Origin of the sequence: Arthrobacter rhizophilus (genome assembly GCF_026241105.1) — a bacterium.
GTDB lineage: Bacteria > Actinomycetota > Actinomycetes > Actinomycetales > Micrococcaceae > Arthrobacter.
In genome coordinates, this window is record NZ_JAPFFT010000008.1 from 23,835 (window position 1) to 47,042 (window position 23,208).

The 23,208-nt window shown below is 64.1% G+C and carries 20 protein-coding genes; 7 read left to right on the forward strand and 13 right to left on the reverse strand.

Translation table 11 applies throughout. From position 1 onward, the window contains the following. Positions 1–32 precede the first annotated feature (32 nt). The 3 genes from OOZ51_RS08715 to OOZ51_RS08725 form a co-directional block, all read right to left on the reverse strand. On the reverse strand, positions 33–2,846 hold the full coding sequence (locus tag OOZ51_RS08715; protein WP_265978959.1) for an aconitate hydratase: 2,814 nt from the start codon (positions 2,844–2,846) through the stop codon (positions 33–35). Between the two features lie 142 nt (positions 2,847–2,988). Next, positions 2,989–4,368: a class I SAM-dependent RNA methyltransferase gene (locus tag OOZ51_RS08720; RefSeq protein WP_265978960.1), complete on the reverse strand. Its 1,380-nt coding sequence runs from the start codon at positions 4,366–4,368 to the stop codon at positions 2,989–2,991. Then, positions 4,368–6,341, reverse strand: coding sequence for an APC family permease (locus OOZ51_RS08725; protein ID WP_265978962.1), 1,974 nt, complete (start codon positions 6,339–6,341; stop codon positions 4,368–4,370). Before OOZ51_RS08725 ends, OOZ51_RS08720 begins: the two co-directional genes overlap by 1 nt. Before the next feature lie 110 nt (positions 6,342–6,451). On the opposite strand from OOZ51_RS08725, the gene OOZ51_RS08730 reads away from it, so the two are divergent. Both OOZ51_RS08730 and OOZ51_RS08735 read left to right on the forward strand, forming a co-directional pair. Next, positions 6,452–7,126, forward strand: a complete 675-nt coding sequence (locus tag OOZ51_RS08730) for a potassium channel family protein (protein WP_265978963.1) — start codon at positions 6,452–6,454, stop codon at positions 7,124–7,126. Next, on the forward strand, positions 7,123–7,854 hold the full coding sequence (locus tag OOZ51_RS08735) for a potassium channel family protein (protein WP_265978964.1): 732 nt from the start codon (positions 7,123–7,125) through the stop codon (positions 7,852–7,854). The genes OOZ51_RS08730 and OOZ51_RS08735 overlap by 4 nt, the downstream gene beginning before the upstream one ends. On the opposite strand, the gene OOZ51_RS08740 is transcribed toward OOZ51_RS08735, so the two are convergent. The 4 genes from OOZ51_RS08740 to dut all read right to left on the reverse strand — a co-directional run bounded on the left by OOZ51_RS08740 (position 7,824) and on the right by dut (position 10,331). After that, positions 7,824–8,615, reverse strand: a complete 792-nt coding sequence (locus tag OOZ51_RS08740; protein WP_265978965.1) for a DUF3159 domain-containing protein — start codon at positions 8,613–8,615, stop codon at positions 7,824–7,826. The genes OOZ51_RS08735 and OOZ51_RS08740 overlap by 31 nt on opposite strands. Continuing rightward, entirely contained in the window at positions 8,612–8,965 is a 354-nt protein-coding gene (locus OOZ51_RS08745) for a hypothetical protein (protein WP_265978966.1), read from the reverse strand. Before OOZ51_RS08745 ends, OOZ51_RS08740 begins: the two co-directional genes overlap by 4 nt. Beyond that, on the reverse strand, positions 8,958–9,707 hold the full coding sequence (locus OOZ51_RS08750) for a DUF3710 domain-containing protein (RefSeq protein ID WP_265978967.1): 750 nt from the start codon (positions 9,705–9,707) through the stop codon (positions 8,958–8,960). The genes OOZ51_RS08745 and OOZ51_RS08750 overlap by 8 nt, the downstream gene beginning before the upstream one ends. Before the next feature lie 111 nt (positions 9,708–9,818). Further along, positions 9,819–10,331, reverse strand: coding sequence for a dUTP diphosphatase (gene dut / locus OOZ51_RS08755; RefSeq protein WP_265978969.1), 513 nt, complete (start codon positions 10,329–10,331; stop codon positions 9,819–9,821). A gap of 111 nt (positions 10,332–10,442) precedes the next feature. On the opposite strand from dut, the gene OOZ51_RS08760 reads away from it, so the two are divergent. After that, the gene (locus tag OOZ51_RS08760) at positions 10,443–10,928 is read left to right on the forward strand and encodes a DUF3093 domain-containing protein (protein ID WP_265978970.1); all 486 of its coding nucleotides are present in this window, start codon (positions 10,443–10,445) and stop codon (positions 10,926–10,928) included. A gap of 20 nt (positions 10,929–10,948) precedes the next feature. Here the strand turns inward: OOZ51_RS08760 and OOZ51_RS08765 are convergent, their stop codons facing one another. Next, on the reverse strand, positions 10,949–11,245 hold the full coding sequence (locus OOZ51_RS08765) for a DUF4193 domain-containing protein (RefSeq protein WP_265978971.1): 297 nt from the start codon (positions 11,243–11,245) through the stop codon (positions 10,949–10,951). A 285-nt stretch (positions 11,246–11,530) separates the two neighbouring features. On the opposite strand from OOZ51_RS08765, the gene sepH reads away from it, so the two are divergent. Next, a complete protein-coding gene (gene sepH, locus OOZ51_RS08770; protein WP_265978972.1) occupies positions 11,531–12,952 on the forward strand; it encodes a septation protein SepH in 1,422 nt (473 codons plus the stop codon). A 38-nt stretch (positions 12,953–12,990) separates the two neighbouring features. Here the strand turns inward: sepH and OOZ51_RS08775 are convergent, their stop codons facing one another. The 4 genes from OOZ51_RS08775 to OOZ51_RS08790 are packed head-to-tail and all read right to left on the reverse strand — an operon-like array spanning position 12,991 to position 18,449. After that, complete coding sequence (locus OOZ51_RS08775; protein WP_265978973.1) at positions 12,991–13,749, reverse strand: thymidine kinase; 759 nt, start codon at positions 13,747–13,749, stop codon at positions 12,991–12,993. Next, on the reverse strand, positions 13,742–14,971 hold the full coding sequence (locus OOZ51_RS08780) for an alkaline phosphatase family protein (RefSeq protein ID WP_265978974.1): 1,230 nt from the start codon (positions 14,969–14,971) through the stop codon (positions 13,742–13,744). The genes OOZ51_RS08775 and OOZ51_RS08780 overlap by 8 nt, the downstream gene beginning before the upstream one ends. Further along, complete coding sequence (locus OOZ51_RS08785) at positions 14,971–15,699, reverse strand: DUF5998 family protein (RefSeq protein WP_265978976.1); 729 nt, start codon at positions 15,697–15,699, stop codon at positions 14,971–14,973. Before OOZ51_RS08785 ends, OOZ51_RS08780 begins: the two co-directional genes overlap by 1 nt. 56 nt (positions 15,700–15,755) lie before the next feature. Further along, positions 15,756–18,449, reverse strand: coding sequence for a bifunctional acetate--CoA ligase family protein/GNAT family N-acetyltransferase (locus OOZ51_RS08790; RefSeq protein WP_265978978.1), 2,694 nt, complete (start codon positions 18,447–18,449; stop codon positions 15,756–15,758). A gap of 54 nt (positions 18,450–18,503) precedes the next feature. Here OOZ51_RS08790 and OOZ51_RS08795 point away from each other — a divergent pair, with 54 nt between their 5' ends. Next, complete coding sequence (locus OOZ51_RS08795) at positions 18,504–21,041, forward strand: DNA gyrase/topoisomerase IV subunit A (RefSeq protein WP_265978979.1); 2,538 nt, start codon at positions 18,504–18,506, stop codon at positions 21,039–21,041. 40 nt (positions 21,042–21,081) lie between these two features. Here the strand turns inward: OOZ51_RS08795 and OOZ51_RS08800 are convergent, their stop codons facing one another. Then, a complete protein-coding gene (locus tag OOZ51_RS08800) occupies positions 21,082–21,462 on the reverse strand; it encodes a VOC family protein (RefSeq protein WP_265978980.1) in 381 nt (126 codons plus the stop codon). Positions 21,463–21,590: 128 nt separating this feature from the next. Between OOZ51_RS08800 and OOZ51_RS08805 the strand changes: the two genes are divergently transcribed. Continuing rightward, positions 21,591–22,109 (forward strand): DinB family protein, encoded by a 519-nt coding sequence (locus OOZ51_RS08805; RefSeq protein ID WP_265978981.1) that lies wholly within the window; start codon positions 21,591–21,593, stop codon positions 22,107–22,109. Positions 22,110–22,117: 8 nt separating this feature from the next. After that, positions 22,118–23,200 (forward strand): NAD(P)H-dependent flavin oxidoreductase, encoded by a 1,083-nt coding sequence (locus tag OOZ51_RS08810; RefSeq protein ID WP_265978983.1) that lies wholly within the window; start codon positions 22,118–22,120, stop codon positions 23,198–23,200. Positions 23,201–23,208 lie beyond the last annotated feature (8 nt).

Below are 23,208 nucleotides of genomic sequence, written 5' to 3' on the forward strand. Positions count from 1 at the left end.
TTTGGCTCAGGCGGAGTCTGCGCTACTTACCGCTAGTGTGCGGAGATCTGGCGCAGGACGTACTGCAGGATTCCGCCGTTGCGATAGTAGTCGGCTTCGCCCGGGGTATCGATGCGCAGCACGGCATCGAAGGACTTGGTGCTGCCGTCCTCGGCCGTTGCCGTGACCTTGAGTGTCCTTGGCGTCGTGCCGTTGTTCAGCTCGGTGACACCCTCGACGGAGAACGTTTCCGTGCCGACCAGGCCAAGGGACGCGGCGGATTCGCCGGCCGGGTACTGCAGCGGGAGGACGCCCATGCCGATGAGGTTGGAGCGGTGGATACGCTCGTAGCTTTCGGCGATGACAGCCTTCACGCCCAGCAGCGCGGTGCCCTTGGCAGCCCAGTCACGGGACGAACCGGAGCCGTACTCCTTGCCAGCCAGGACAACCAGCGGCGTGCCGGCGGCCTGGTAGTTCTGGGCAGCGTCGTAGACGTAGGCCTGGGGACCGTCTGCCTGGGTGAAGTCCCGGGTGAAGCCACCCTCGACGCCGTCAAGCAGCTGGTTCTTGATGCGGATGTTCGCGAACGTACCGCGGATCATGACCTCATGGTTGCCACGGCGTGAGCCGTAGGAGTTGAAGTCCTTGCGCTCCACACCGTTGGCCAGAAGGTACTGGCCGGCAGGGGTATCCGACTTGAAGGACCCGGCCGGCGAGATGTGGTCCGTGGTGACCGAGTCGCCGAGCTTCAGCAGGACGCGGGCGCCGGCGATATCCGTTACCGGATCCGGCTGTGCCTTCATGCCTTCGAAGTACGGGGGCTTCCGGACATACGTGGACTTGGCGTCCCAGGCGAAGGTGTCGCCTGCCGGGGTGTCGAGCGCCTTCCAGCGGTCGTCGCCGTCGAAGACGCCCTCGTAGCCGCGGGCGAACATTTCCTTGTCGATCGAGGAATCGATGACCTTCTGGACCTCGACGGGGTTCGGCCAGATGTCCTTCAAGAAGACATCGTTGCCGTCCTGGTCCTGGCCCAGGGCGTCAGCCTCGAAGTCGAAGTCCATGGTTCCGGCCAGGGCGTAGGCGATGACCAGCGGCGGCGAGGCCAGGTAGTTCATCTTGACGTCCGGGTTGATGCGGCCTTCAAAGTTGCGGTTGCCGGAGAGGACGGCGGTGACGGAAAGGTCGTTGGCCTGGATGGCCTCGGAGATTTCGGCGTCTAGCGGTCCGGAGTTGCCGATGCAGGTTGCGCAGCCGTACCCGACGATGTAGAAGCCGAGCTTCTCCAGGTAGGGAGTCAGACCCGACTTTTCGTAGTAGTCGGTGACAACCTTGGAGCCGGGAGCGACCGAAGTCTTGACCCACGGCTTGGAGGCGAGTCCCTTGTCCACGGCGTTGCGGGCCAGCAGCGCGGCAGCCAGCATCACGGAGGGGTTGGACGTGTTGGTGCAGGACGTGATCGAGGCGATCGAAACGGCACCGTGGTCCAGTTCGAATTCGCGGCCGTCAGCTGTTGTGACGCCCACCTTGTTCGACGGACGACCGTTGGACTTCGGGCCGTGTGCGTGCGGCGCTACGTCGGCCAGGTGCGTCGCGGAGGCGGTGAACGACGGCGAGTCCGAGGCCGGGAAGCTCTCGTCAATCGCTTCGTCCAGGCTTCCGTCGGCCAGGTCTTCCTTCACGTAGTTGCGCAGGTCCTCGCGGAACTGGGCCTTGGACTCCGTGAGGATGATGCGGTCCTGGGGACGCTTCGGGCCCGAGATGGAGGGAACAACCGTGGACAGGTCGAGCTCGAGGTACTCGGAGAACTTGATCTCGTGCGAGGGATCATGCCAGAGGCCCTGTTCCTTCGCGTAGGCCTCGACCAGGGCAACGTTCTGATCGGAGCGGCCCGTGAGGCGCAAGTACTCGAGCGTGACGTCGTCGATCGGGAACATTGCTGCCGTGGAGCCGAACTCCGGGCTCATGTTACCGATGGTGGCGCGGTTGGCCAGCGGCACAGCCGCAACGCCTTCGCCGTAGAACTCCACGAACTTGCCGACCACGCCGTGGTTGCGCAGCTGCTCGGTGATGGTCAGGACGACGTCCGTGGCGGTGGCACCGGCAGGGATGGAGCCGGTGAGCTTGAAGCCCACAACGCGCGGGATCAGCATGGAGACGGGCTGGCCGAGCATGGCAGCCTCGGCTTCAATGCCGCCCACGCCCCAGCCCAGCACGCCCAGGCCGTTGACCATGGTGGTGTGTGAGTCGGTGCCGACGCAGGTGTCCGGGTACGCACGGAGGACGCCGTCAATTTCGCGGGTCATGACGGTGCGTGCCAGGTATTCGATGTTGACCTGGTGGACGATGCCGGTTCCCGGGGGAACAACCTTGAAGTCGTCGAACGCAGTCTGGCCCCAGCGCAGGAACTGGTAACGCTCGCCGTTGCGCTGGTATTCGATCTCCATATTGCGCTCAAGGGCGCCGGAGTTGCCGAAGACGTCGATCTGGACGGAGTGGTCGATGACCATCTCGGCCGGTGCCAGCGGATTGACGCGCTTGGGGTCGCCGCCGAGCTCCTTGACGGCTTCGCGCATGGTGGCCAAGTCGACGACACAGGGAACGCCGGTGAAGTCCTGCATGATGACTCGAGCCGGGGTGAACTGGATCTCGGTGTCAGGCTGGGCATTCGGGTCCCAACCGGCCAGGGCGCGGACGTGGTCGGCCGTGATATTGGCGCCGTCTTCCGTCCGCAGGAGGTTTTCAAGCAATACTTTAAGGCTGAACGGAAGGCTGTCAGCGCCTTCAACGGAGTTCAACCGGAAAATTTCATAATCGGTGCCGGCTACATTCAGTACGCCTTTGGAACCGAAGCTGTCCACAGTGCTCATGGCAGGACTCCTCTCGCAACAGCTTTCATCTTTGTCGCGCGGTTGACCACTAGCTAGTTAGGCAAGCCTAATCTGAGCGACTGCCGTTGGTCGGTGGAGAAGTGAAGCGCGACTTGGAACTTCTCCACCATCGTAGTGGCGGCTACGCCGCGGGCACCAGCAACGCAACGGTCTCCAAGTGGTGAGTGTGCGGATACAGGTCAAAGGCCCGGAGTGCTTCAAGCCGCCAGCCGCCGTTCCGGAAGTACCCCAGATCACGCGCGAACGAGGCCGGATCACACGACACATAGGCGATTGCCCGCGGTCCGGACTCGATGAGCTGGCTGACAACAGCTTTGCCCGCACCGGCCCGTGGCGGGTCGATCACCAAGGAGTCGAAGTTGCGGGGGCGTTGCCGCAAGACGCGTTCCACCCGGCCCTGGACTATCTCGACATGGGGTTCGCCGTGCAGGTTCTTCCGGGCATCCCGGCTGGTGCCGGGCGATCCTTCCACGGACAGTACCGAACCGGTGACCCCCACCGCGTCCGCCAGGGGCGCCGTAAATAATCCGGCTCCCGCGTAAAGATCGGCCACGGCCGATCCCGGAAGGAGGTAGCCGCCGTCGCGCAGGAATCCAGTCACCGCCCCCACCATGGTGTCCGGAGCGTCTTTATGGATCTGCCAGAAACCCTCCCCTGTGACCCGGTATTCATGACCGGCTGCCGACTCCTGGACCCAGGTCCTACCGCGCAACTGCAACACTTCGCCGCGGGCCGGGTCGAAGCTCGCCACGGAAACATCGTGCGGGAGCTGCCCCAGGATCCGGTTGAGGCGCCGGGCGTCGGTCCCCTCCTCCGGGGCGAGGAGGACCAGCGGACGTGATCCGTTGGCAGGTGCCGCAACTTCCACCCGTGAAATACCGTGCAAATCGATGTCCCATAGCCGCAAGTCATTGATGCCCGGAAGCGCGAGAGGCATCTCGCGAACCGGAATGACGACGTCGGAGCGGTGGGCGTGCATTCCCAGGCGGCCGCCCGGGGTGACGGCAAAACTGGCCCGCGTTCGCCAGCCGAGGCCCGTATCGCCGTCGGAAGCCGGATCATGTGCGGCGGCGGGCTCCACCTCGACGTTCAGTTCGACGCCGGCGAGCCGCTTCAGTTGTTCGGCGAGGACTTCGGATTTGAGCAGGCGCTGCCGCTCCAGTGTCACGTGGCCGAGTTCGGCACCGCCCACGGGCGGTCCGCCCTTCCGCCAGGCGGCAAGGGAGTCGGCGAGTGCCCAGAAATGGCGTGTCCGGTCGTCCGACGCCTCCAAGACGTCGACGACGTCGGCACGCCAGAAACGGGAAGACTCGCCGGAGTCCGTCAGCCGGACCCGGACCTTCTCCCCCGGGATGCCGTGCCGGACGAAGATGACCCTGCCTTCGTGCCGAGCGACAAAGTGGCCGCCGTGGGCGATGGCGCCGACGTCCACCACAAGTTCCTTGGCAGCTCCGTCATGGGAGGTGGGCGTGCTGGATTCCGTATTGCTGGGGTCGGTCATCAGGTATCCTGCAGTGCCTTTGCTTCTTCGGACGACTTCAATTGCCATGGAACGCTTGCCACCATCACGCCGGGTTCAAAGTGAAGCCGGGCCTTGATGCGCAGTGCGGTCTGGTTGTGGACAAGCTGTTCCCACCACTTGCCGACGACATACTCCGGGATGTACACGACGATCAGGTCGCGCGGGGAATCCCGGCGCATGTTCTTGACGTAGTCCAGGATGGGCGTGACGGTTTCCCGGTATGGGCTCGCCAACACCGTCAACGGGACCGGGATGTCCAACTTTTCCCAGGCCTCCACGGTGTGGGTTGTTTCTTCATGGTCGATGTCGACAATGATGGCGTCCAACCTGGACGGCCGCGATGCCCTTGCATAGGCGAGTGCGCGCAGCACCGGTTTGCGGACGTGGGACACCAGCAGCACGGCGTGGACCCTGGTGGGCAGCGCACGCGGGGAGGAGTCCTCGTCAACGGCCAGTTCCTTGGCCACGTTGTCATAGTGGGCCCGGATGCTCCACATGATGAGGAACAGCACGAACATGGCCAGGAGCGCGATCCAGGCTCCCTGTTCGAACTTGGTGATGAGCACGATGGTCAGCACCAGCGCCGTCATGCAGAAGCCGAGCATGTTGATGGTGCGGGACTTCAAGATTCTGAGCCGGACAGCTTTGTCCTGGGCAAGTTTGAGTTCCCTGCCCCAGTGCCGCACCATGCCCAGCTGGCTCATTGTGAAGGAAATAAAGACACCCACGATGTAGAGCTGGATCAGCTTGGTGACGTCGGCGTTGAAGGAAATGATCAGGACAAGGGCCCCGGCCGCAAGTGCGAGGACGCCGTTGCTGAAGGCGAGCCGGTCTCCGCGTGTGCGCAGCTGGCGGGGCAAGTATCCGTCCTGGGCGAGGATGGAGCCCAGGACGGGGAATCCGTTGAAGGCCGTGTTGGAAGCGAAGACGAGGATGACGCCCGTGGCCGCGACGACGATGTAGAACGGGATGGACCCGGCCCCGAAAATGGTCTGTGCAATCTGGCTGATGGCCGGATTCTGGATGTAGTCATCCGGCAGGGGCTTGCCGTCGAGGAGGAATTCCTTGGCCGGGTCCAGCACGATGTGGACCTTGGTGGCGTTGGCAAGGTAGATGATGCCCGCGAGCATGGCCGAGGCGATGACACCCAGCAAGAGAAGGGTCGTGGCAGCGTTCTTGCTCTTGGGCTTCTTGAAGTTCGGCACACCGTTGCTGATGGCCTCCACACCGGTCAGGGCGGCTGCCCCTGAGGAGAAGGCCCGAAGGAGCAGGAACGCCCCGGCCAATCCGACCAGTCCTTGGTCGAATCCCTCTTGCGGGACGATCGCAAAAGCGGCCGACGGCGCTTCGCCCAGGTGGCCTGTGACCGCCTGGAAGATGCCTACGGCCGTCATGCCCAGGATGGAGAACATGAAGATGTAGGTGGGAACCGCAAAAACACTCCCGGCCTCCTTGATGCCGCGAAGGTTCACCAAGGCCAAGATCACGACGCCGACTGTGGCGATGAGTGCCTGCTGCCCATGCAAGGAGGGGATCGCGGTGGTCAGGTACGCGGCCGCGGACGACATCGACACGGCAACCGTGAGGACATAGTCAACCAACAAAGCGGCCGCGACGGTCAGGCCCGCGAACTTGCCGAGGTTAACGTTGGCGATTTCGTAGTCGCCACCGCCGGAAGGATATGCGTGGACGTTTTGCCGGTATGAGGCAACAACCGTGAGCAAGACCACCATGACTGCGAGTCCAACCAGCGGCGAAATGGCCACGGCACTCACGCCCGCCAGAGCCAGCGTCAGCAGGATTTCGTCGGGGGCATACGCCACAGAGGACAGGGCGTCCGAGGCGAAAATCGGCAGCGCAATGCGCTTGGGAAGCAGGGTGTGGGCCAGACGATCGTTCCGGAACGGCCGCCCCACCAACACCCGCTTCGCGGCGTTGAGAATTGTCAGCACTCCGCAAAGCTACTCTGAATCCAACGCGATGTCATGACGGCGGACTGGCTTCCGCGACTTGCCCCGGTAGAGTCTTACCGAGCGGCATGCATAAGAGTGAAGGAGAAACCGTGGCTCACTTTGTGATCATGGGTTGCGGACGAGTGGGCGCAACGTTGGCGCACACCTTGGAAGACGCTGGCCATTCAGTGGCAATCATCGACCAGGACGATCGTGCTTTCCGTCGCCTGCGCAGTGGATTCACCGGCAGGAAAGTCACCGGCGTCGGCTTTGACCGGGACACGCTGAAGCAGGCGGGTTGCGAAGAAGCGTATGCTTTCGCCGCCGTTTCCAGCGGTGACAATTCCAACATCCTCGCCACCCGGGTAGCCCGTGAAACTTTCCATGTTTCACACGTGGTTGCCCGCATCTACGATCCCGGCCGCGCCGAAATCTACCAGCGCCTGGGCATCCCCACGGTTGCCGCGGTGCGCTGGAGCGCGGACCAGGTCCTGCGCCGTATCCTGCCCGAACAACACCTGGCTGGCGATTACCGCGAGCCTTCCGGCCGACTGGTCTTGTCTGAAGTTGACCTGAACGAAGGCTGGATCGGGCACCCATTGACTGCCATCGAAGCAGCTTCCGGGATCCGCATCGCTTTCCTTACCCGCTTCGGAGAGGGCGTCCTGCCCCAGGCCGGAACGGCGTACCAGGAAGGTGACACTGTGCACGCCATGTTGAGTCTGGACCGCAGCGCCGAGGTGGCACGCGTCCTCGCCAGCGCACCCGCCAAGGAGTCTGAGTGAAAGTCGTTATTGTCGGCGCGGGCAGCGTCGGTTCATCCATCGCGCGCGAATTGCTCGCCCACAACCACGAGATCATGCTGATCGACCTCAAGCCTGAGGTGATCGGGCGGAGTGGCCTCCGCGGGGCGCGTTGGCTGGTGGGGGATGCTTGCGAATTGAGCACGCTCCAGGAAGCGAAACTGGAAGGGGCCGACGTCGTCGTGTCCGCGACCGGTGACGACAAGGTCAACCTTGTGGTGTCCTTGCTGGCCAAGACCGAGTTCGGTGTGGGCCGTACGGTGGGCCGCGTGAACAACCCCAAGAACGACTGGATGTTCAACGATTCCTGGGGAGTCGACGTCGCGGTCAACACCCCGCAGCTCATGACGGCGCTCGTGGAAGAAGCAGTGGAAATCGGTGACCTCGTCCGGCTGCTGACCTTGCAGACGGGTGTGTCTTCGCTCGTGGAGTTCACGGTCCCGCACGATTCGCACATCATGGGCAGCACCGTGGGCGGCATTGAATGGCCCGAAGACGCCACCCTTGTGGCGATCCTCCGCGATCACGCGCCCATCACGCCCAGCCGCGATGACGTGATCGACGGCGGCGACGAGCTGTTCTTCGTCACGACCATTGCGGCCGAGGACGGGCTCAGGGCCCTGCTGTCCCCGTCCGCGGCCGACCACGGATCAGTTGGGGTCGAGGAAGAGTTTTCGGATCAGTCCGACGACGACGGCTTCGACGGCTGAGGATCCTTGTTCGGCTTCTGACCTGGCGCCGGCCGGGTCAGGAGCCAGGCAATCCAGAGGCCAAGGATATACAGCGGAGCGCCCATGATCAGCCTCATGGTAGCGAGCGCGGCCAGTCCGGGCTCGCCCATGAAGTACAGGGGAACCTGGACCACAAGCCGTAGCGCCAGGACAGCGATGACCACCCAGGTGCCGATGGTGTAGGCCCGCAAGCGCTCCGGCTTCTTCCGCCAATCGAAGCCTTCGTTGCGGACAAAACCGAAGAGCAGGCCGGCAATGGGCCATTTGAGGACAATGGACAGCACCATTCCCACGATGTAGGCGATGTTCGTGTAGAAGCCCAGGACGTAGAAGTCCTCGGCCTTGCCTGTGGAGTTGGCGAGCCAAGCCGAAATTGCGACACCCGCGATCCCGGCAAGCGCCTGGGTCAACGGACGCCGCTGGACAAGCCGCACCACGGTAAAGACAGCCGCCGCCGCGAGGGATGCAATCAGGGACGCTGGAAGGTCGCGGGTGACCATGAAGGCGATCAGGAACACGAGGCCCGGCACGATGCTCTCGGCTATCCCTTGAATACCCCCGGCCGACTTGAGGATATCCACGTGCCCGTGGCTGTTCCGTTGGAGTCCGGCCTTTTCTGCGTAGCCCGCGGCGATGTCCGCAATACTTGGCCCCGGCGTCTCCTGACGGGACCCCTCTGCCTGGCCGGGCTTTTCCTGCGCTGGTTTCTCGTGGGGACCGGGTCCGTTGGCGACGGTCATTGGTACTCCTGCCGGGAGAGGATTTCATAGCGCGGATTGAACATGGTGGGCAGCCCGTCCCGCAGCATGACCATTCCTTCCAGGCGAAGGACAGTCCCGGGTTCGATGCCGGGGACCTTACGGCGACCCAGCCAGATGACGCGCAAGCGGGCCAATGGACCGGTTTCTCCCCTGTGCGCGATCCGGTCGACGACGATTGCCGAGAAGTGTGCTTGCTCGTTGGCGGGTTGGTAGGTTACCGACTCGATAAAACCTGTGCAGTTGACCCTGCCGCGCAAAGGGAGCTCAGTCAGGGACAAGGATGCCCGGCTGCCATGGGCGGCAGCGGCGCGGGGCGCTTTATCAGCCAATCTGGGTGATCTCCGGGCCGCGTTCGGGTTGCTGAAGTTCCGGTGTTTCCTGCGGAGCGCCGTGGTGTCCGGGGGCTGCGGCGTCCTTGGGCAGCCTCAACTGGAGCAGTTCACGGGGCGGCATGGGGCTGTCTCCGCGAATGACCACGACCTTGCGGAAGAGATTCTCCAGGCCTTCGGCGGCATGCCTGTCCAAGGCGGCCTGGCCCCCGATGACCCCGCGGAGGAACCAGCGCGGCCCATCCACGCCCATGAACCTGGCCGCTCTGAAACCACGCCCGCCGTCGGCGGATTCCGTAGGAAGCTTGGCGATGAGTTCGGTGCCGAAGGTGCCGTGGATCTCCTCGACTTCGCCTCCCTGGCTGGACACCGACTGGCCGATCTGTTCGCGGATCTCGTCCCAAAGTCCTTCGGAACGGGGAGCAGCGAAAGCTTGGAGTTGAAGGCTCGAGCCGTCCAGGTCCATGGTGACAGCCACAACCCGCTGGGTCGCTTCTTCCACCTCGAGACGCAGTTGAAGGCCCTCAGAAGGCTCGATGAGCAATGCGCCAAGGTCCACGTAGCCCTCTTGGCTATCGATTTCGCTGGCATCGAATGGCCCCTTGGACAGCCGGAAGTCGCCCTTGGCGATTCCACTGGCTACCGTTCCGGCATCCTGCCGCGACGTCGCGGCTTTAGCCTGCTCGGTATTCTTGTCTTCCGGCTGCTCGGCCTTGGACTTCTTTCCGCGCCCAAAAAGCATCGGGTTGTCTCCTTAGTAGTGGTCTATCCCCCAGTAAACCGCAGACTGCCCGTCAACTCGCGGGCAGCGTCGCAATCAGCTCCGTATGGCGTCGATTGCCGAGGGTTGTTGCTAGCTCACGGCCGGCGCGAAGCCTCCGGTCGATCCAAAACCGCCGGTGCCCCGTGCGGTGTCGGACAATTCCTCCACCGCCACGAACTGCGCATATTCGACGCGCTGGATCACCATTTGGGCAATTCTATCGCCGCGCCTGAGCTCGATTGCCTGGTTTTGGTCCGTATTCAAAAGCGTCACGGAAATTTCACCTCGGTAGCCGGCATCGACCGTGCCCGGGGCGTTGACCACGGTGAGTCCGTGCTTGGTGGCCAGCCCGGACCTCGGGTGAATCAATGCGACAAAGCCGTTTGGCAGCGCGATTGAGACCCCTGTAGGAACGAGCTTCCGCTCCCCCGGGGCGAGGGATACGTCCACGCGGGCCCGCAAGTCGGCACCGGCGTCCCCAGGATGGGCGTACGACGGCGCTTCCAGGCCGTCGTCGAGCATTTTCAGTTGGATCTGAAGGGTCGGCGCGCCATATTCGGCGGAGATGTCTGCGGGGCTGGCAACTGCTGTCTCATGGCTCACAGTCAGATATTCTATCGTCCGCGGATGCTGCCGTGGTTGCTGGCGCAAGCGACCGCCACGGCAATTGCTGTGCGTCAGTTCCTGGGGTCGCTGTCCCGATAAGCTGGTTGCATGCCTGAATCGACTGCATCCGTACCCACGCCGAACCACTCCTCAAGTGGAACGGGCGTCCTGTATGCGGAAAAACTCTGGCCATCTCCTTGGATCTGGATTGTTGTGGTCGGCTTGTCTGCCGCCGGCATCCTGATGTTTGCGCCGATCAGCATCACCGCCGGCATCATCGCCGCGCTGGTTCTCTTCGCGATCATGACCACCATGCTGCTGTTGTCCACTCCGGCGATTGTGGTGGACCGGGATACCGTCCAGGTGGGCCGCGCCAGCATTCAGCGCGAATTCGTCGGCGCCGTCACGGCCTTCCGTAAGGAGGAAGCCACGGCAGAGCGTGGAATCCGGCTTAATGGCCTGGCGTTCATGTGCCTGCGCGGCTGGATCGATCCCGTGGTGCGCATTGAAATCACCGACCCTGCGGACCGTACCCCGTACTGGCTGACGTCCACCCGCCGCCCTGAAGAACTGCTGGCGGCCCTGTCCAAGTAGGCTGGTCCGTTCCCCCAGGGTCAGCTCTCGCACTCCTTGCAGTAAAGATGCCCGTCTCTCTCCAGTGCAATCTGGGAGCGGTGCTTGACCAGGAAGCAGTTGAAACAGGTGAATTCGTCCGCCTGCGGAGGCAGCACACGGACCAGCAGCTCTTCGCCGGACAAGTCCGCCCCGGGGAGCTCGTAGGCGTCGGCCAGCTCAGTCTCGTCGATGTCAACCGCCGATGACTGCTTCTCGGTGCGATGCGACTTGAGTTCCTCGATCGAGTCCTCGGTATCTTCTTCTGTCTTCCGAGGGGCATCGTAGTCCGTTGCCATGGTCCCTTCTTCGTTCTCCCTTGTGCTTCACGCAGGGCTCGCGGTCCTGTCAACCGGAACCTGCTCCGGTCTAAGAATGTAACGCAGCAGGCCGCATTTTTGTGCCCGATATCGGGCAGATTGTCCTCCCAGCCGCACCAAATGTCCATAGCCCCGTGGTGACGGTTGCGTGGGGAAATTCCCGGAAAATCGCGGAATATCGCGGCGCGCCCTTTGTCCTAGTAGGAAAAGGCTGCACCGGGTGGCAGAGTTTCGAATGTCAGATAGGCCATGGTGGAGGATTTTATGCGGGATCTACGGCTGGTTGGCGTCCACGACGACGGCGGACATCTCCTGTTGAGCGGTACCGGCGGCGAAATGTTCCAGCTTCCGATTGACGAGGCGTTGCGTGTTGCCGCGAGCCGGACACCTGCCCAGGTGGCCGCACGCGCTTCGATCACGCCCGTCGCCATGTCCCCCCGTGACATTCAGTCGCGTATCCGTAGCGGTGCGACGGCCGCGGAAGTAGCGGAGCTGTCAGGATTGCCGCTCGCCAACGTGCAGCGCTATGAGGGCCCTGTGCTAGCCGAGCGGGAATACATCGCGCAGCAGGCCCGCAAAGTGGAAATCGCTTCCCCGGCACCCGGCCACGATACCTACCGCGCAGCGTTCGGCGACGAGCCTGCAAGCCTTGGCGAGATGGTTGCGCACCGACTCACGGCCCACGGCATTGACTCTTCCACGGTTGAGTGGGACTCCTGGCGCCGCAGCGATGGGGCGTGGACCGTCGTCGCGCGCTTCGAAACCAAGCCAGGCAGCCTGGAAAGCATCGGCGAAGAGCCACCGGCGATGTGGACCTTCAATCCCCCCCGGAAATCGATCCAGAACGCCAACCGCTGGGCCCAGCAGCTCAGCGAACTGGAACCGCTTGATGGCCCCGTACCGACGCGACGGCTCGCCGCCGTTTCCGACCGGCCTTTTGATTTTGAGGCCGACGGCGGCGCCGCGGCCCGTGCGGCCGCCGCCGCAGCCACCAAGGAAGCCGATGGACTCCTGGACATGCTGCGCTCTCGCCGCGGACAACGGCTGGGCCTCGACGAAGACAGCGACGACGCTTTGGCGTTGCTTCTGAGCAGCGGTGTTCCAGCCGCCCATCCCCGGCCCAGCGACGTCGAAGACGGGCTTTCGGATAAAGAATCAACCGACGCGGACGAGCCGACCGAAGCCGACCCCGCCGCGACCCGTCGTGACGCACGTGCCTCCATGCTGTCGCGACTGAGCCTGGCTCCGCAGCATGACGACAAGGAAGGCGATTCCCTCCGGCTGCACGACGGCGTCAGCACGGATACCCGGGAAATTACCGTGATCCCCGGCCCCCTGCGCCCAGTGACCCTTCTGCGCGGTAGGCCTGACAACGATACGAAGGCCCCCCAGGACGAGACGCAATCCCAGGAAGCGGCATCACCGCGGGCCGGCCTGGACGAATTGCTCGGCGGAGCTCCCCGGCGGGAACGCGAGGAGCCGAAACTCACCCGTGCCGGACTGAAGGATTCCTGGTACAAGGCCACACCATCCGCCTCGTCGGAGGGCGTGGATTCGGAGTCTGACAACCGGCCCCGCGGTGACGAATCTTCCGACTCTGCCCCTGCCGAACGCCAGCCGTCACGGCCCAAGCGCTCCAGCATCCCCAGCTGGGATGAAATCGTCTTCGGAACGCGCGGAGACTAGCCGTTCAAATTCGCGTCGCTTTCGGTTCGCGGAAGGCCTCAGTTCGCGCCGTGCCAAAGGCAAGCGTCGACGTCGAACGGCAGCAATTGGTCCCGGCTCGCCATGAGATTGGCGCCGTGGGCGGTGACCCGTCGCATGTAGTGCCGCCGGCAGAGGGTCTCGTACCCGACTGCGGGTAGCAACACATCGGCTGGTTCGGGAGTCGTCCCTCCACCGCCGTCCCCTGCGGGCCCGTCTTCAAGACGGCCGTCCCCGATGCGCCCATCCATCGCCACGTCGCCCACCACCACTTGCTCGCCTTCGACCACCATGATGCCGTCCACGGTCCGCGCATTGTGTGTTGCGCGGCGGCCGCACCAACAGAGCGCTTCGACCTGCAGGACCTGGACCCTGTCCGCGAGTTCCACGAAGCGCTGGGATCCAGGAAACAGCCTTGTACGGAAGTCCGAGGTGATTCCGAAGGCGAACACGTCGACGTCCATCTCATCAACCACGCGCGCCAGCTGTTCCACTTGCCCCGGCGAGTAGAACTGGGCCTCGTCACAGATGAGGTAGTCCACCCGGAGGCCTGTCGTCCGGCGTCGGACCACTTCGTCCCAGAAATCGGTGGTGTCAACGACTTCAACTGCATCCGTCTGGAGACCGAGCCGGCTGGAGATGACCGAGCCTCCCGCCCGGTCGTTGCAGCTGAAGCGGACTCCGCCGCGGCCACGCGCACGGTGGTTGTGGTCCATCTGCAAAGCAAGCGTGGACTTGCCGCAGTCCATGGTTCCGGAAAAGAAGATGAGCTCAGCCACGGCGGCCTTTGGGACCTCCGGACTGGAAGCAGAGCAGCGGAACTTCGCGCTCCGCCTTGGTCAGCGAACCATGCTGCCCGACGACTTCCAGGGCGGTAGGGCGGACCCGGCGGACATCGTAGAGCGCCAATGTGTCCCGGGCGGCGATCATGACGTCTCCGATCCGTGGAGAAACCTCCGGGCGCAGCCGGCCGAAGAGACCTGCCGCAAGGCCCTGCTCCCGGGTGAAGGCCCAGATCCGGTCGCCGAAACGGGCACGCCAGGCGTCCAGCAGGGCTTCCCGGTGAAGCTCTCCGGCGTCGGGTTCCAGGTACAGGTGCACCATGCGTGGTTCGCCTGCTGTATGCCGGATGCCGGCAATGAGAGCGGCATCGGCTGAGTAGTCGATCCGCTGTGACTCCGGAACGTCAAGCATCCCGTGGTCCCCGGTGACCAGGATCGTGGTACCTGCCGGAAGTGAGGTGGATAGCCTCTTGACCGTTGAATCTATCTCTTCGAGCTGGTGTTCCCAGCGATCGGACTGGCAGCCGTAGCGGTGGCCGGCTTTGTCGAGCTCGTTGACGTAGAAGTACATGAGCGAGCTGGTTCCTGCAGCCATCGCCTCCCCCGCAGCTGCCGTGCGGGCATGCAACGAGCTACCTCCCACGAAGCGGCTTCCCCGAAGCGCCGCCCGGGTCATGGGTGACGTACCGAACTGAGGCAGGCTCACAGTAACCACGTCAGCCTCAGCAGCAACGCGTTCGAAGATCGTCGGGAACGGTTGCCAGCTCAGGGGATCAACTCCGGCGTCCCAATTGCCGAGCAGGTTGACCACCTTGTCCTGGGCCGGATCCAGGACGTCGTAGCCCACCATGCCGTGTTCGCCGGGCGTACGGCCCGTGCCCAGACTTGCCAAGGACGATGCCGTGGTGGAAGGGAAGGCTGAATCAAGCCAGACAGGAACGGCTCCCTGCCCCGAATTCGCAACGGACCTCAGGAACGGCGTGTGGGCGGCTTTCTGCTTGAGCAGGTTGCGGCCCAGGCCATCGGCGAGTATCACGCACACGCGTTGCGATGCGGGCAATTGCAGCTTGTTCTCAAAGCCCGGCAGGCCCATGCTCGCAGCGGCGCTGGTGAAGACCTCGGCGATCGACCTGCTGCCATACAACGGAGCGCCGGGAAGCTCGGGGACGGCGCTGGCAGCGGGGACGGTTTCCTGGGCGAGATGTTCCGAGGCCACCATCAGCGCTGGTGCCCGCGGCTCAACCGGTTTCCGAAGACGCCCGAGCGGAGCCGCGGTGCGGGGATGGAACCCGAATGTGCTACAGACCCGGGACCCCCTGTGTTCACGGCCCGCAGCGCGCGGGCAAAGATCTTCGCATCCTGCACGGCCCTGGGGCCGTCTGCCTCCGAGCTGATTCGAAGGACGATGTCCTCCTGGGAAATAGTGCCTGTATACCCATGATCGGCTTCGCATTGCGGGTCCCCGCAACTGGCCGGACCCACATCCAGGCGTTGGCCACCAGACCAGGCAATGGACAGGGTCAGCTCCCTGACAGGGTCACTCGGAGTGTAGTTCTGCGGCTGCGCATACATGTAGCTGAGTACCACCGAGCGGATTTGTGCCACTGGCACGGACTCGGTGGAAATCTGGGCGACAATCTGCTCGCCGGCCTCGTCAAGCTGCTGGTCGTCAACGTGGGTGATCACCAGCATGTCCTCAGTGAGGACCAGGACCGTGATGTGGCGCCGGACCTCGGCACGGTCGAAATGCGTTTCCAAGTGCACCAGGTGTGCAAGGCAGTCCCGCCCGTCCAAAGCGTCGGCCACAACATCGGCAACGAGGACAGGGTAGAACCCGGCCCGCTGAAGAGCCTGGTCCAGGCTCTGCCCCTGCGAGCTGTGGTTGTGTGCTGCATGGTGCCCGGTGGTAGCCGGACCGGACGGAGGCGTCGGGGACTTCGAGCTCATTCCCCCATTTTCACAGATCGGCTGTGGACTTCATAACCACCCGGCTCCCCGCCCGGTCAGCTGAGCATCGCGCGACGGGCGCTGTCCGTACGCCGTGCAGCGTTCCCGATCCATACCTCGGCGGCAAGGATCTTCGCGCCCCGCGGTCCGGCCAGGACAGGATTGAATTCCACGAGGGCAATCTCGGGGTGTTCATCCTTAAGGCGGACCAGCCGTGCGCCGAGGTCCTCGAGGGCCGCAACGTCGACCGCCGGCAGTCCCTGATAGCCAAACAGTTTCAGCGAAGCCCGGGGCGCCCTGATGAAGTCGTGAAGATCGGCTGCGGACAAAGGGGGCACCCGATGGGCCCAATCGTCCAGCAGGTTCACGGCGTCGCCTGCCAAACCGAAGGACACCACCGGACCCAGGAGCGGATCCTCGATGGCGCGGAAGGTGCAGGCCTGTCCCACGGGTGCCATGGCCTGTACCTCGATGGCCGGTGAGCCATAGGGTTCAAGGACCCGCCGAATCTGCGCGATGTTGCGGCGCAACGAGTCGGCGTCCTCGATGTCCAGCCGCACACCGCCTAAGTCCAGGCGATGCCGGAGCGAAGGATCCGTGGTCTTGAGCACCACGGGCCAACCAAGCCGTTCGGCGGCGGCCACCGCTTCGTCGTCGCTCTCGATTACAGCTGACGGCACCACCGGGATGCCGTACCGGGACAGCAGCGCGGCGCCTTCGGCGTCGTCCAGCCGGACCAGTTGCTCCCCCATGACGGAAGACAGGAGCCGCTCGATGTGTTTCCTCGTCCCCTCCCGGTCGCAACCCGCCGGCTCCACGAACATGCCCTGGTCCCGGTCCAGCCACTTCGCGTAACGGACTACGGCCGCCAAGGCTGCCACTGCGCTGCCGGCGCTTGAGTAGCAGGGAAGGGATGGCCCGGATTCTCCGTTTGGGGCAAGCAATCCATCCAGCTGCACGGAACTGTCAAGGATCCCCGTGAAAGCCGCCACCACAGGCTTACCCGCCTCTGCCGCGCATTCGGAAAGGACTCCGGCGATCGCCTCCATCGTGAGGCTGCGGGACGGCACCATCGCTGCCACGACCGCGTGCACGGCGTCGTCTGCAAGATTCTGCCGGAGGCTCCGCCGCAGTGCTTCCACGGCCACCGACATCCCCGCATCCAAGTCGACGTCGGTGACGATCCTGTCGACGACCAGTCCTTGGGGCGCGGCGTTGTCAGCCACGACCTTCCCAAAGGCCGCGGAATTGCTGTAGACCGCGAGCCCCGGACCCTTGGGCAAGGGCTGGCTGGTAACGATCTGCGCCACATCCATGAGCTGCTCAATGGTTTCGACTGCGATGACCCCGGCCTGGCGCATCATGGCGTCCAGTGCCGCCGCCGGCGCCAGAGTCGTCCTGACCACGTGTCCTGGCGGAAGGCGCAACCCGGTGACGTCAGACTTGGCAACGATGACGGGCTTGCTTCGCGACAATCGGCGGGCCAGGCGGGAGAACTTGCGTGGGTTGCCGATCGACTCCAAGTAGAGCCCGACGGCGGCGGTATCGGGATCGTCTTCCCAGAACTGCATGACGTCGTTGCCGGAGACATCGGCACGGTTGCCGGCGGACAAGAACGAGGAAAGGCCCAGGCCCCTGCGGCTCGCTGCGGCGTAGACGGAAACACCGATGGCGGCAGATTGCGAAAACAGTCCCAATCCCCCACGCCGGGGCAGGCTCGGGGCCATCGACGCATTGAGGGAGACCTCCGGATTCGTGTTCACGATTCCCAACGACTCGGGGCCGATCACGCGCATCCCGTAGGACCTCGCCCGGCGCACGAGGTCCCGTTGATTCCGCAGTCCGCGCTCGCCGTCGTCGGCATAACCCGCAGTGGCGACCACCAGCCCTTTCACGCCGGCCGCACCGCACTCGTCCACAACTTTCGGCACTTCTTCGTAAGGCACGGCGATAATGGCAAGCTGTACCGGCCCGGGGACATCGGCGATCCGGGCGAAGGACTTCATCCCGGCCAGCTCGAACGCCTCGGGGTTGACCGCATAGACCGCGCCAGTGAAGCCTCCCTCCAGAATGTGCTCAAGCAACTGGTGCCCTACGGTCCCCCACCGGCGGCTTGCGCCCACCATCGCGATCGACGACGGCGCCAGCAAGTCCCGCACGCTGCGGGCCTCGGCGCGGTGTTCCCGCGACTCCATGACGGCCAGGGATTTTTCCGTGGGGTCGATGTTGAACTCGACGCTGACGACGCCGTCGTCGAATTTGCGCGCGAGCTCGTAGCCCGCGTCGGCGAAGACCCGGAGCATTTTGCGGTTCTCCGGCAGGACCTCGGCGGTGAAGCGGCGGATGCCGTTTTCGCGGGCGGCCGCCGCCAAGTGCTCCAGCAGGATCGAACCGATGCCACGGCCCTGCTGGACATCGGAGATATTGAACGCAACTTCGGCCTCGGTGGGGTCATCGAGCCGGTCGTAGCGGCCGACGCCAACGATTTCTCCGCCGATGGTGATGACGAACGCCACCCGGTCTTTATGGTCCACTTCGGTGAAGCGGCGCAGTTCCTTGCTGGAGAGCCTCGATTTGAACGAGAAGAACCGCATGTAGATGGACGTCTCGGACTGCGCCGTGTGGAAAGCCTGGAGGGCGTCTGCATCCTCGGGTGAGATGGGTCTCAAATGGGCCGTTCCGCCGTCACGAAGCACGACATCGGCCTCCCAATATTCCGGATATACGCCGGCGCCGGGCTGATCCACCATAGGCTTACCCTAGCTAAGTCTTCCGCAGTACACGTTTAAGGATCCACCGACTCCATGGCACGCAGCCAAAGTCCCTCACGCGCGAACCCAGCAACGGCCGCCGTCGACGGGGACTTCACAGAGAACATCATCGATATCGACGTCACTTCCGAGATGGAAGGCTCCTTCCTGGAGTACGCGTATTCGGTGATCTATTCCCGCGCGCTCCCGGATGCGCGCGACGGCCTGAAGCCGGTTCAACGGCGCATTCTGTACATGATGAGCGACATGGGCCTTCGCCCGGACCGCGGACATGTGAAGAGTGCCCGAGTGGTGGGCGAGGTCATGGGAAAGCTGCACCCCCACGGTGATGCCGCCATCTATGACGCCATGGTGCGCATGGCCCAGGACTTCTCCCTGCGCTTGCCCCTGATTGACGGGCACGGCAACTTCGGCTCGCTCGACGACGGCCCGGCGGCACCGCGTTACACGGAAGCCCGGCTCGCCGCGGCCGCGATGACGATGACCGAGCACCTCGACGAAGACGTGGTGGACTTCGTTCCCAACTATGACAACCAGCTCACCCAGCCGGACGTCCTGCCCGCCGCTTTCCCCAACTTGCTGGTCAACGGCACCACGGGCATCGCCGTCGGCATGGCCACCAACATGGCCCCCCACAACCTCGTGGAAGTCATCGCGGCCGCCCGGCACCTCATCGCCCATCCGGACGCCACCCTGGAAGACGTCATGCGGTTCGTGCCCGGCCCGGACTTGCCCACAGGCGGCCGGATCGTGGGGTTGGACGGAATCCGTGATGCCTATGCCACGGGACGCGGTTCCTTCAAGACCCGCGCCAAGGTGGAGATCGAACAGCTGACTGCGCGACGCACCGGCCTGGTGGTGACCGAACTGCCCTACATGGTGGGTCCAGAGAAGGTCATCGAGAAGATCAAGGATGCCGTCAACGCCAAAAAACTGAGCGGCGTCAGCGATGTCATCGACCTCACTGACCGCAAGCACGGGCTGCGGCTCGTGATCGAGATCAAGAACGGCTTCAACCCCAACGCTGTGCTGCAGCAGCTCTACCGGTTCACTCCGATGGAAGACTCCTTCGGCATCAACAACGTCACCTTGGTGGATGGGCAGCCGCAGACCCTGGGCTTGCTCCAACTCCTCCAGGTGTACGTCGGCCACCGGATATCGGTTGTACGCCGTCGCACAGCCTTCCGTTTGGGAAAGAAGAAGGATCGCCTCCACCTGGTGGAGGGCCTGTTGATCGCGATCGTGGACATCGACGAGGTCATCCAGATCATCCGTTCCTCGGACGAGGCATCGGCGGCCCGCGAACGGCTCATGTCCATCTACGACCTGTCCGAGATCCAGGCCAACTACATCCTGGAACTTCGCCTCCGCCAGCTGACCAAGTACTCGCGCATCGAACTCGAGAAGGAGCAGGAAGAACTGCGCCGGGAGATCGCCGAACTCGAGTCGATCCTGGCGTCGGACGCGCTCCTGCGCGAGCTGGTGTCCGGGGAATTGGCCGAAGTGTCCGAGAAGTACGGCACCCCGCGACGCACCGTTCTCCTTGAGTCCGAGGCTGTCTCTCCCACCGTCGCCGCGGCCTTGGCAGCCGCCGTGCCGGCGGGCAAAGGCAAGTCCGCCGCGCTCCCGCTCGAAATCCCCGATGACCCTTGCTGGGCACTCCTCAGCGCCTCCGGCCAGATCGCACGGACCTCCAACCAGGAACCGCTCGCCGAATCCGGCCCGCGGAGCAAACATGATGTCTACCGCTCCATGGTCAAGACAACCGCGCGTGGCGAAATCGGCGCTGTCACCTCGCAGGGCCGCATGCTCCGGGTACAAGTCATGGACATGCCGGCGCTACCGCCGATGTCCGGGCTGCCCAATCTTGCAGGTGGCGTGGCGGCAAAGGACTTCATCACCCTGCTCAAGGGCGAGACGCTTGTGGCGTTCGTACCGTTGGATGTCGTGTTGGCCATCGGAACGGTCCAAGGCGTGGTCAAGCGCGTTCAGCCGGATTACCCGCTGAACCGTGAAGACTGGGAGATCATTGCGCTCAAGGACAAGGACACCGTGGTGGGAGTCGAGCCTGCCCAAAACGACGACGTCGAACTCGTCTTCGTGACCCGGCTTGCGCAGCTTTTGCGGTTCAGCACCTCTTCCGTTCGACCGCAGGGCCGGACGGCAGGCGGCATGGCCGGCATCAAGCTTGCAGCCGGCGACGACGTCATCCACTTCGGCACGGTGCGCGCCGACGACCCCTCCGCCGTCGTCGTGACCATTGCTGGCAGCAATGGCGCGTTGCCGGGGACTGCTCCGGGCACAGCGAAAACCACGCCGTTCGAGGAGTATCCGGCCAAGGGCCGCGCCACGGGAGGCGTGCGGGCCCACCGCTTCCTCAAGGGCGAAGACACACTGCTGCTCGGCTGGGCAGGTCACGGCCCTGCGAAAGCAGCGTCCAGCGCCGGCGTCGCGCGTGCCCTCCCGCAGGAGCACGGCCGCCGCGACGGCTCCGGTGTTCCCCTCTCCCAGCCCGTGGACGCGATTGGTGCGAGCATGACATGGCAAAACGGGAGCGGCGAGGAAAACTGACCGGACACCGCCGCTGACGGATGATCCCCGAGTGCCCTGACTACATCGTGGCGATACTGAGGATATTTCCTTCCGAATCGAGGAACCAGGCTCCCCTTTCGCCATCCGGCAAGGTGGCTACGCCGTTCTCGGTTTTCAGGCCCGGGAAGTCGTACTCTTCGAAAACGACGCCGCGTGCCCGGAGATCGGCGATGTCCTGGTCCAGGTCTGTGCTCTGGAATCCCAACTGGGTGTTCTTGGCGGTCCCGGCATTGGGTGTCTCGTAAAGCAGGAATGCGGTGCCGTTGGCGCACTTGTACATCAGGTTGTCTGCGGCTTCCGGGTTGTCCGGTTCGAGGCCGAGCTTGTCGCGGTAGAAGTCGCGGGCGCGGGAGATGTCGCTGGCAGGGAGCACGCCGGCGACGTTTAGATCCTTAAGCATGGCATTTTCACTTTCCAGGCTTCCCCACAGCACCTAACTTTACTCCTGATAGGCCATTTGGAGGTGTGCGCGGGCACCCGCATTCAGCGGTGCGGACGGATCGCGAACGCGGGCCCTAGACTACTGCCATGCCGATCATTCCCGATGACAAGGACTGGACCTGGGTCCTGTCCACGCCTTGCCCCGAATGCGGTTTCGACGCCGCCACTGTGACCCCCTCCACAGTGCCCGGGACAGTCCTGAACATGTTGCCGCGCTGGCGCGCCGTGTTGCGCCGCGAAGACGCCTCGGTCCGTCCGGACGACCACACGTGGTCGCCCTTGGAGTACGCCTGCCATGTAAGGGATGTCTTCGGCCTCTTCGACCAGCGCCTGAACCTGATGCTGCGCGAAGACGACGCCGGCTTCGCCAACTGGGACCAGGACAAGGCCGCAATCGACGGCGACTACGCCAATGCGGATCCGGCCGAAGTGTCTGCACAGCTTGCTGCCGAGGGCGAACAAATCGCGAATTCCTTCGCCTCCGTCCACGAAGATGAGTGGCCGCGCACTGGTGTCCGCAGCAACGGCTCCACCTTCACAGTGTTGACGTTTGCCCAGTACTTCCTGCATGACGTCGTCCATCACCTGCACGACGTCGACGGCTAGGCCCCGCCGTGACTTGGAAAGATACACGGGCCACCCGCCTCTTCAATATTGAACTGCCAATCGTTCTTGGCCCGTTCGGCGGTCTCTCATCGGTGGAGCTGTCGGCCACCGTCAGCGAGGCCGGAGGACTCGGTTCGTACGGGCTCTACGGCTACGAGCCTGAACGGATTGCCGCCACAGCCCGCGAACTCAGGGAGGCCAGCGGGAAACCATTCGCGCTGAATCTCTGGCTGCCCATCGAGGGCGAGGAACCGCCGTCTGTGGATGCTAAGCAATTCGCTGCCTACGTGGATGTCCTCCGGCCCTATTTCGAGCTGGTGGGCGTGGAGCCTCCCACTCAGCCTGAAATTTATCTCCCTGATCTGGACGGTCAGATCCAGGCGGTCATCGACGCCCAGCCAACCGTCCTGAGCTTCGTGTTCGCTGTTCCGTCCGAGTCTGTGATCGAACAAGCCCACCGGAACGGCATTGTAGTAATGGGTACGGCGACCACCGTGGACGAAGCGGTGGCCTTGGATGCCGGCGGGGTAGATGCCATCGTTGCCACGGGGATGGAGGCCGGCGGCCACCGGGTTTCATTCCTGCGTGCTCCGGAGGACTCGCTCGTTGGAACCATGGCCCTTGTGCCGCAGGTGGTGGATGCGGTCTCGGTTCCGGTCATTGCGGCCGGCGGTATCTCTGATGGCCGTGGGGTCGCTGCCGCCCTGGCACTGGGTGCTGATGCGGTCCAGATCGGTTCGGCTTTCCTTGCCACGCGCCAATCGGCCATCAGTCCAGCGCACTTGGCCGCGCTGCGCGGACCCGACGCCGCCCACACTGTCCTGACCCGCGCCCTCAGCGGTCGTTTGGCGCGCGGCATCCCCAACCGGATCATCGCTGAGCTCGCCGACCCCGCCGTCCACGCCCCGTTCCCTATCCAGAACTGGCTGACTGGCAAGTTCCGGCCCGCTGCGGCTACCCAGGGAATCCCGGGGCTCATGTCCCTGTGGGCCGGACAATCGACTCCGCTCATCCGGGAGGACGATGCGCGGAAGCTCGTGGACAATATCGTCGAGTCGGTGGACGCCATCTTTGGGCGGCTCGGCCGCTAGCCGCTCCT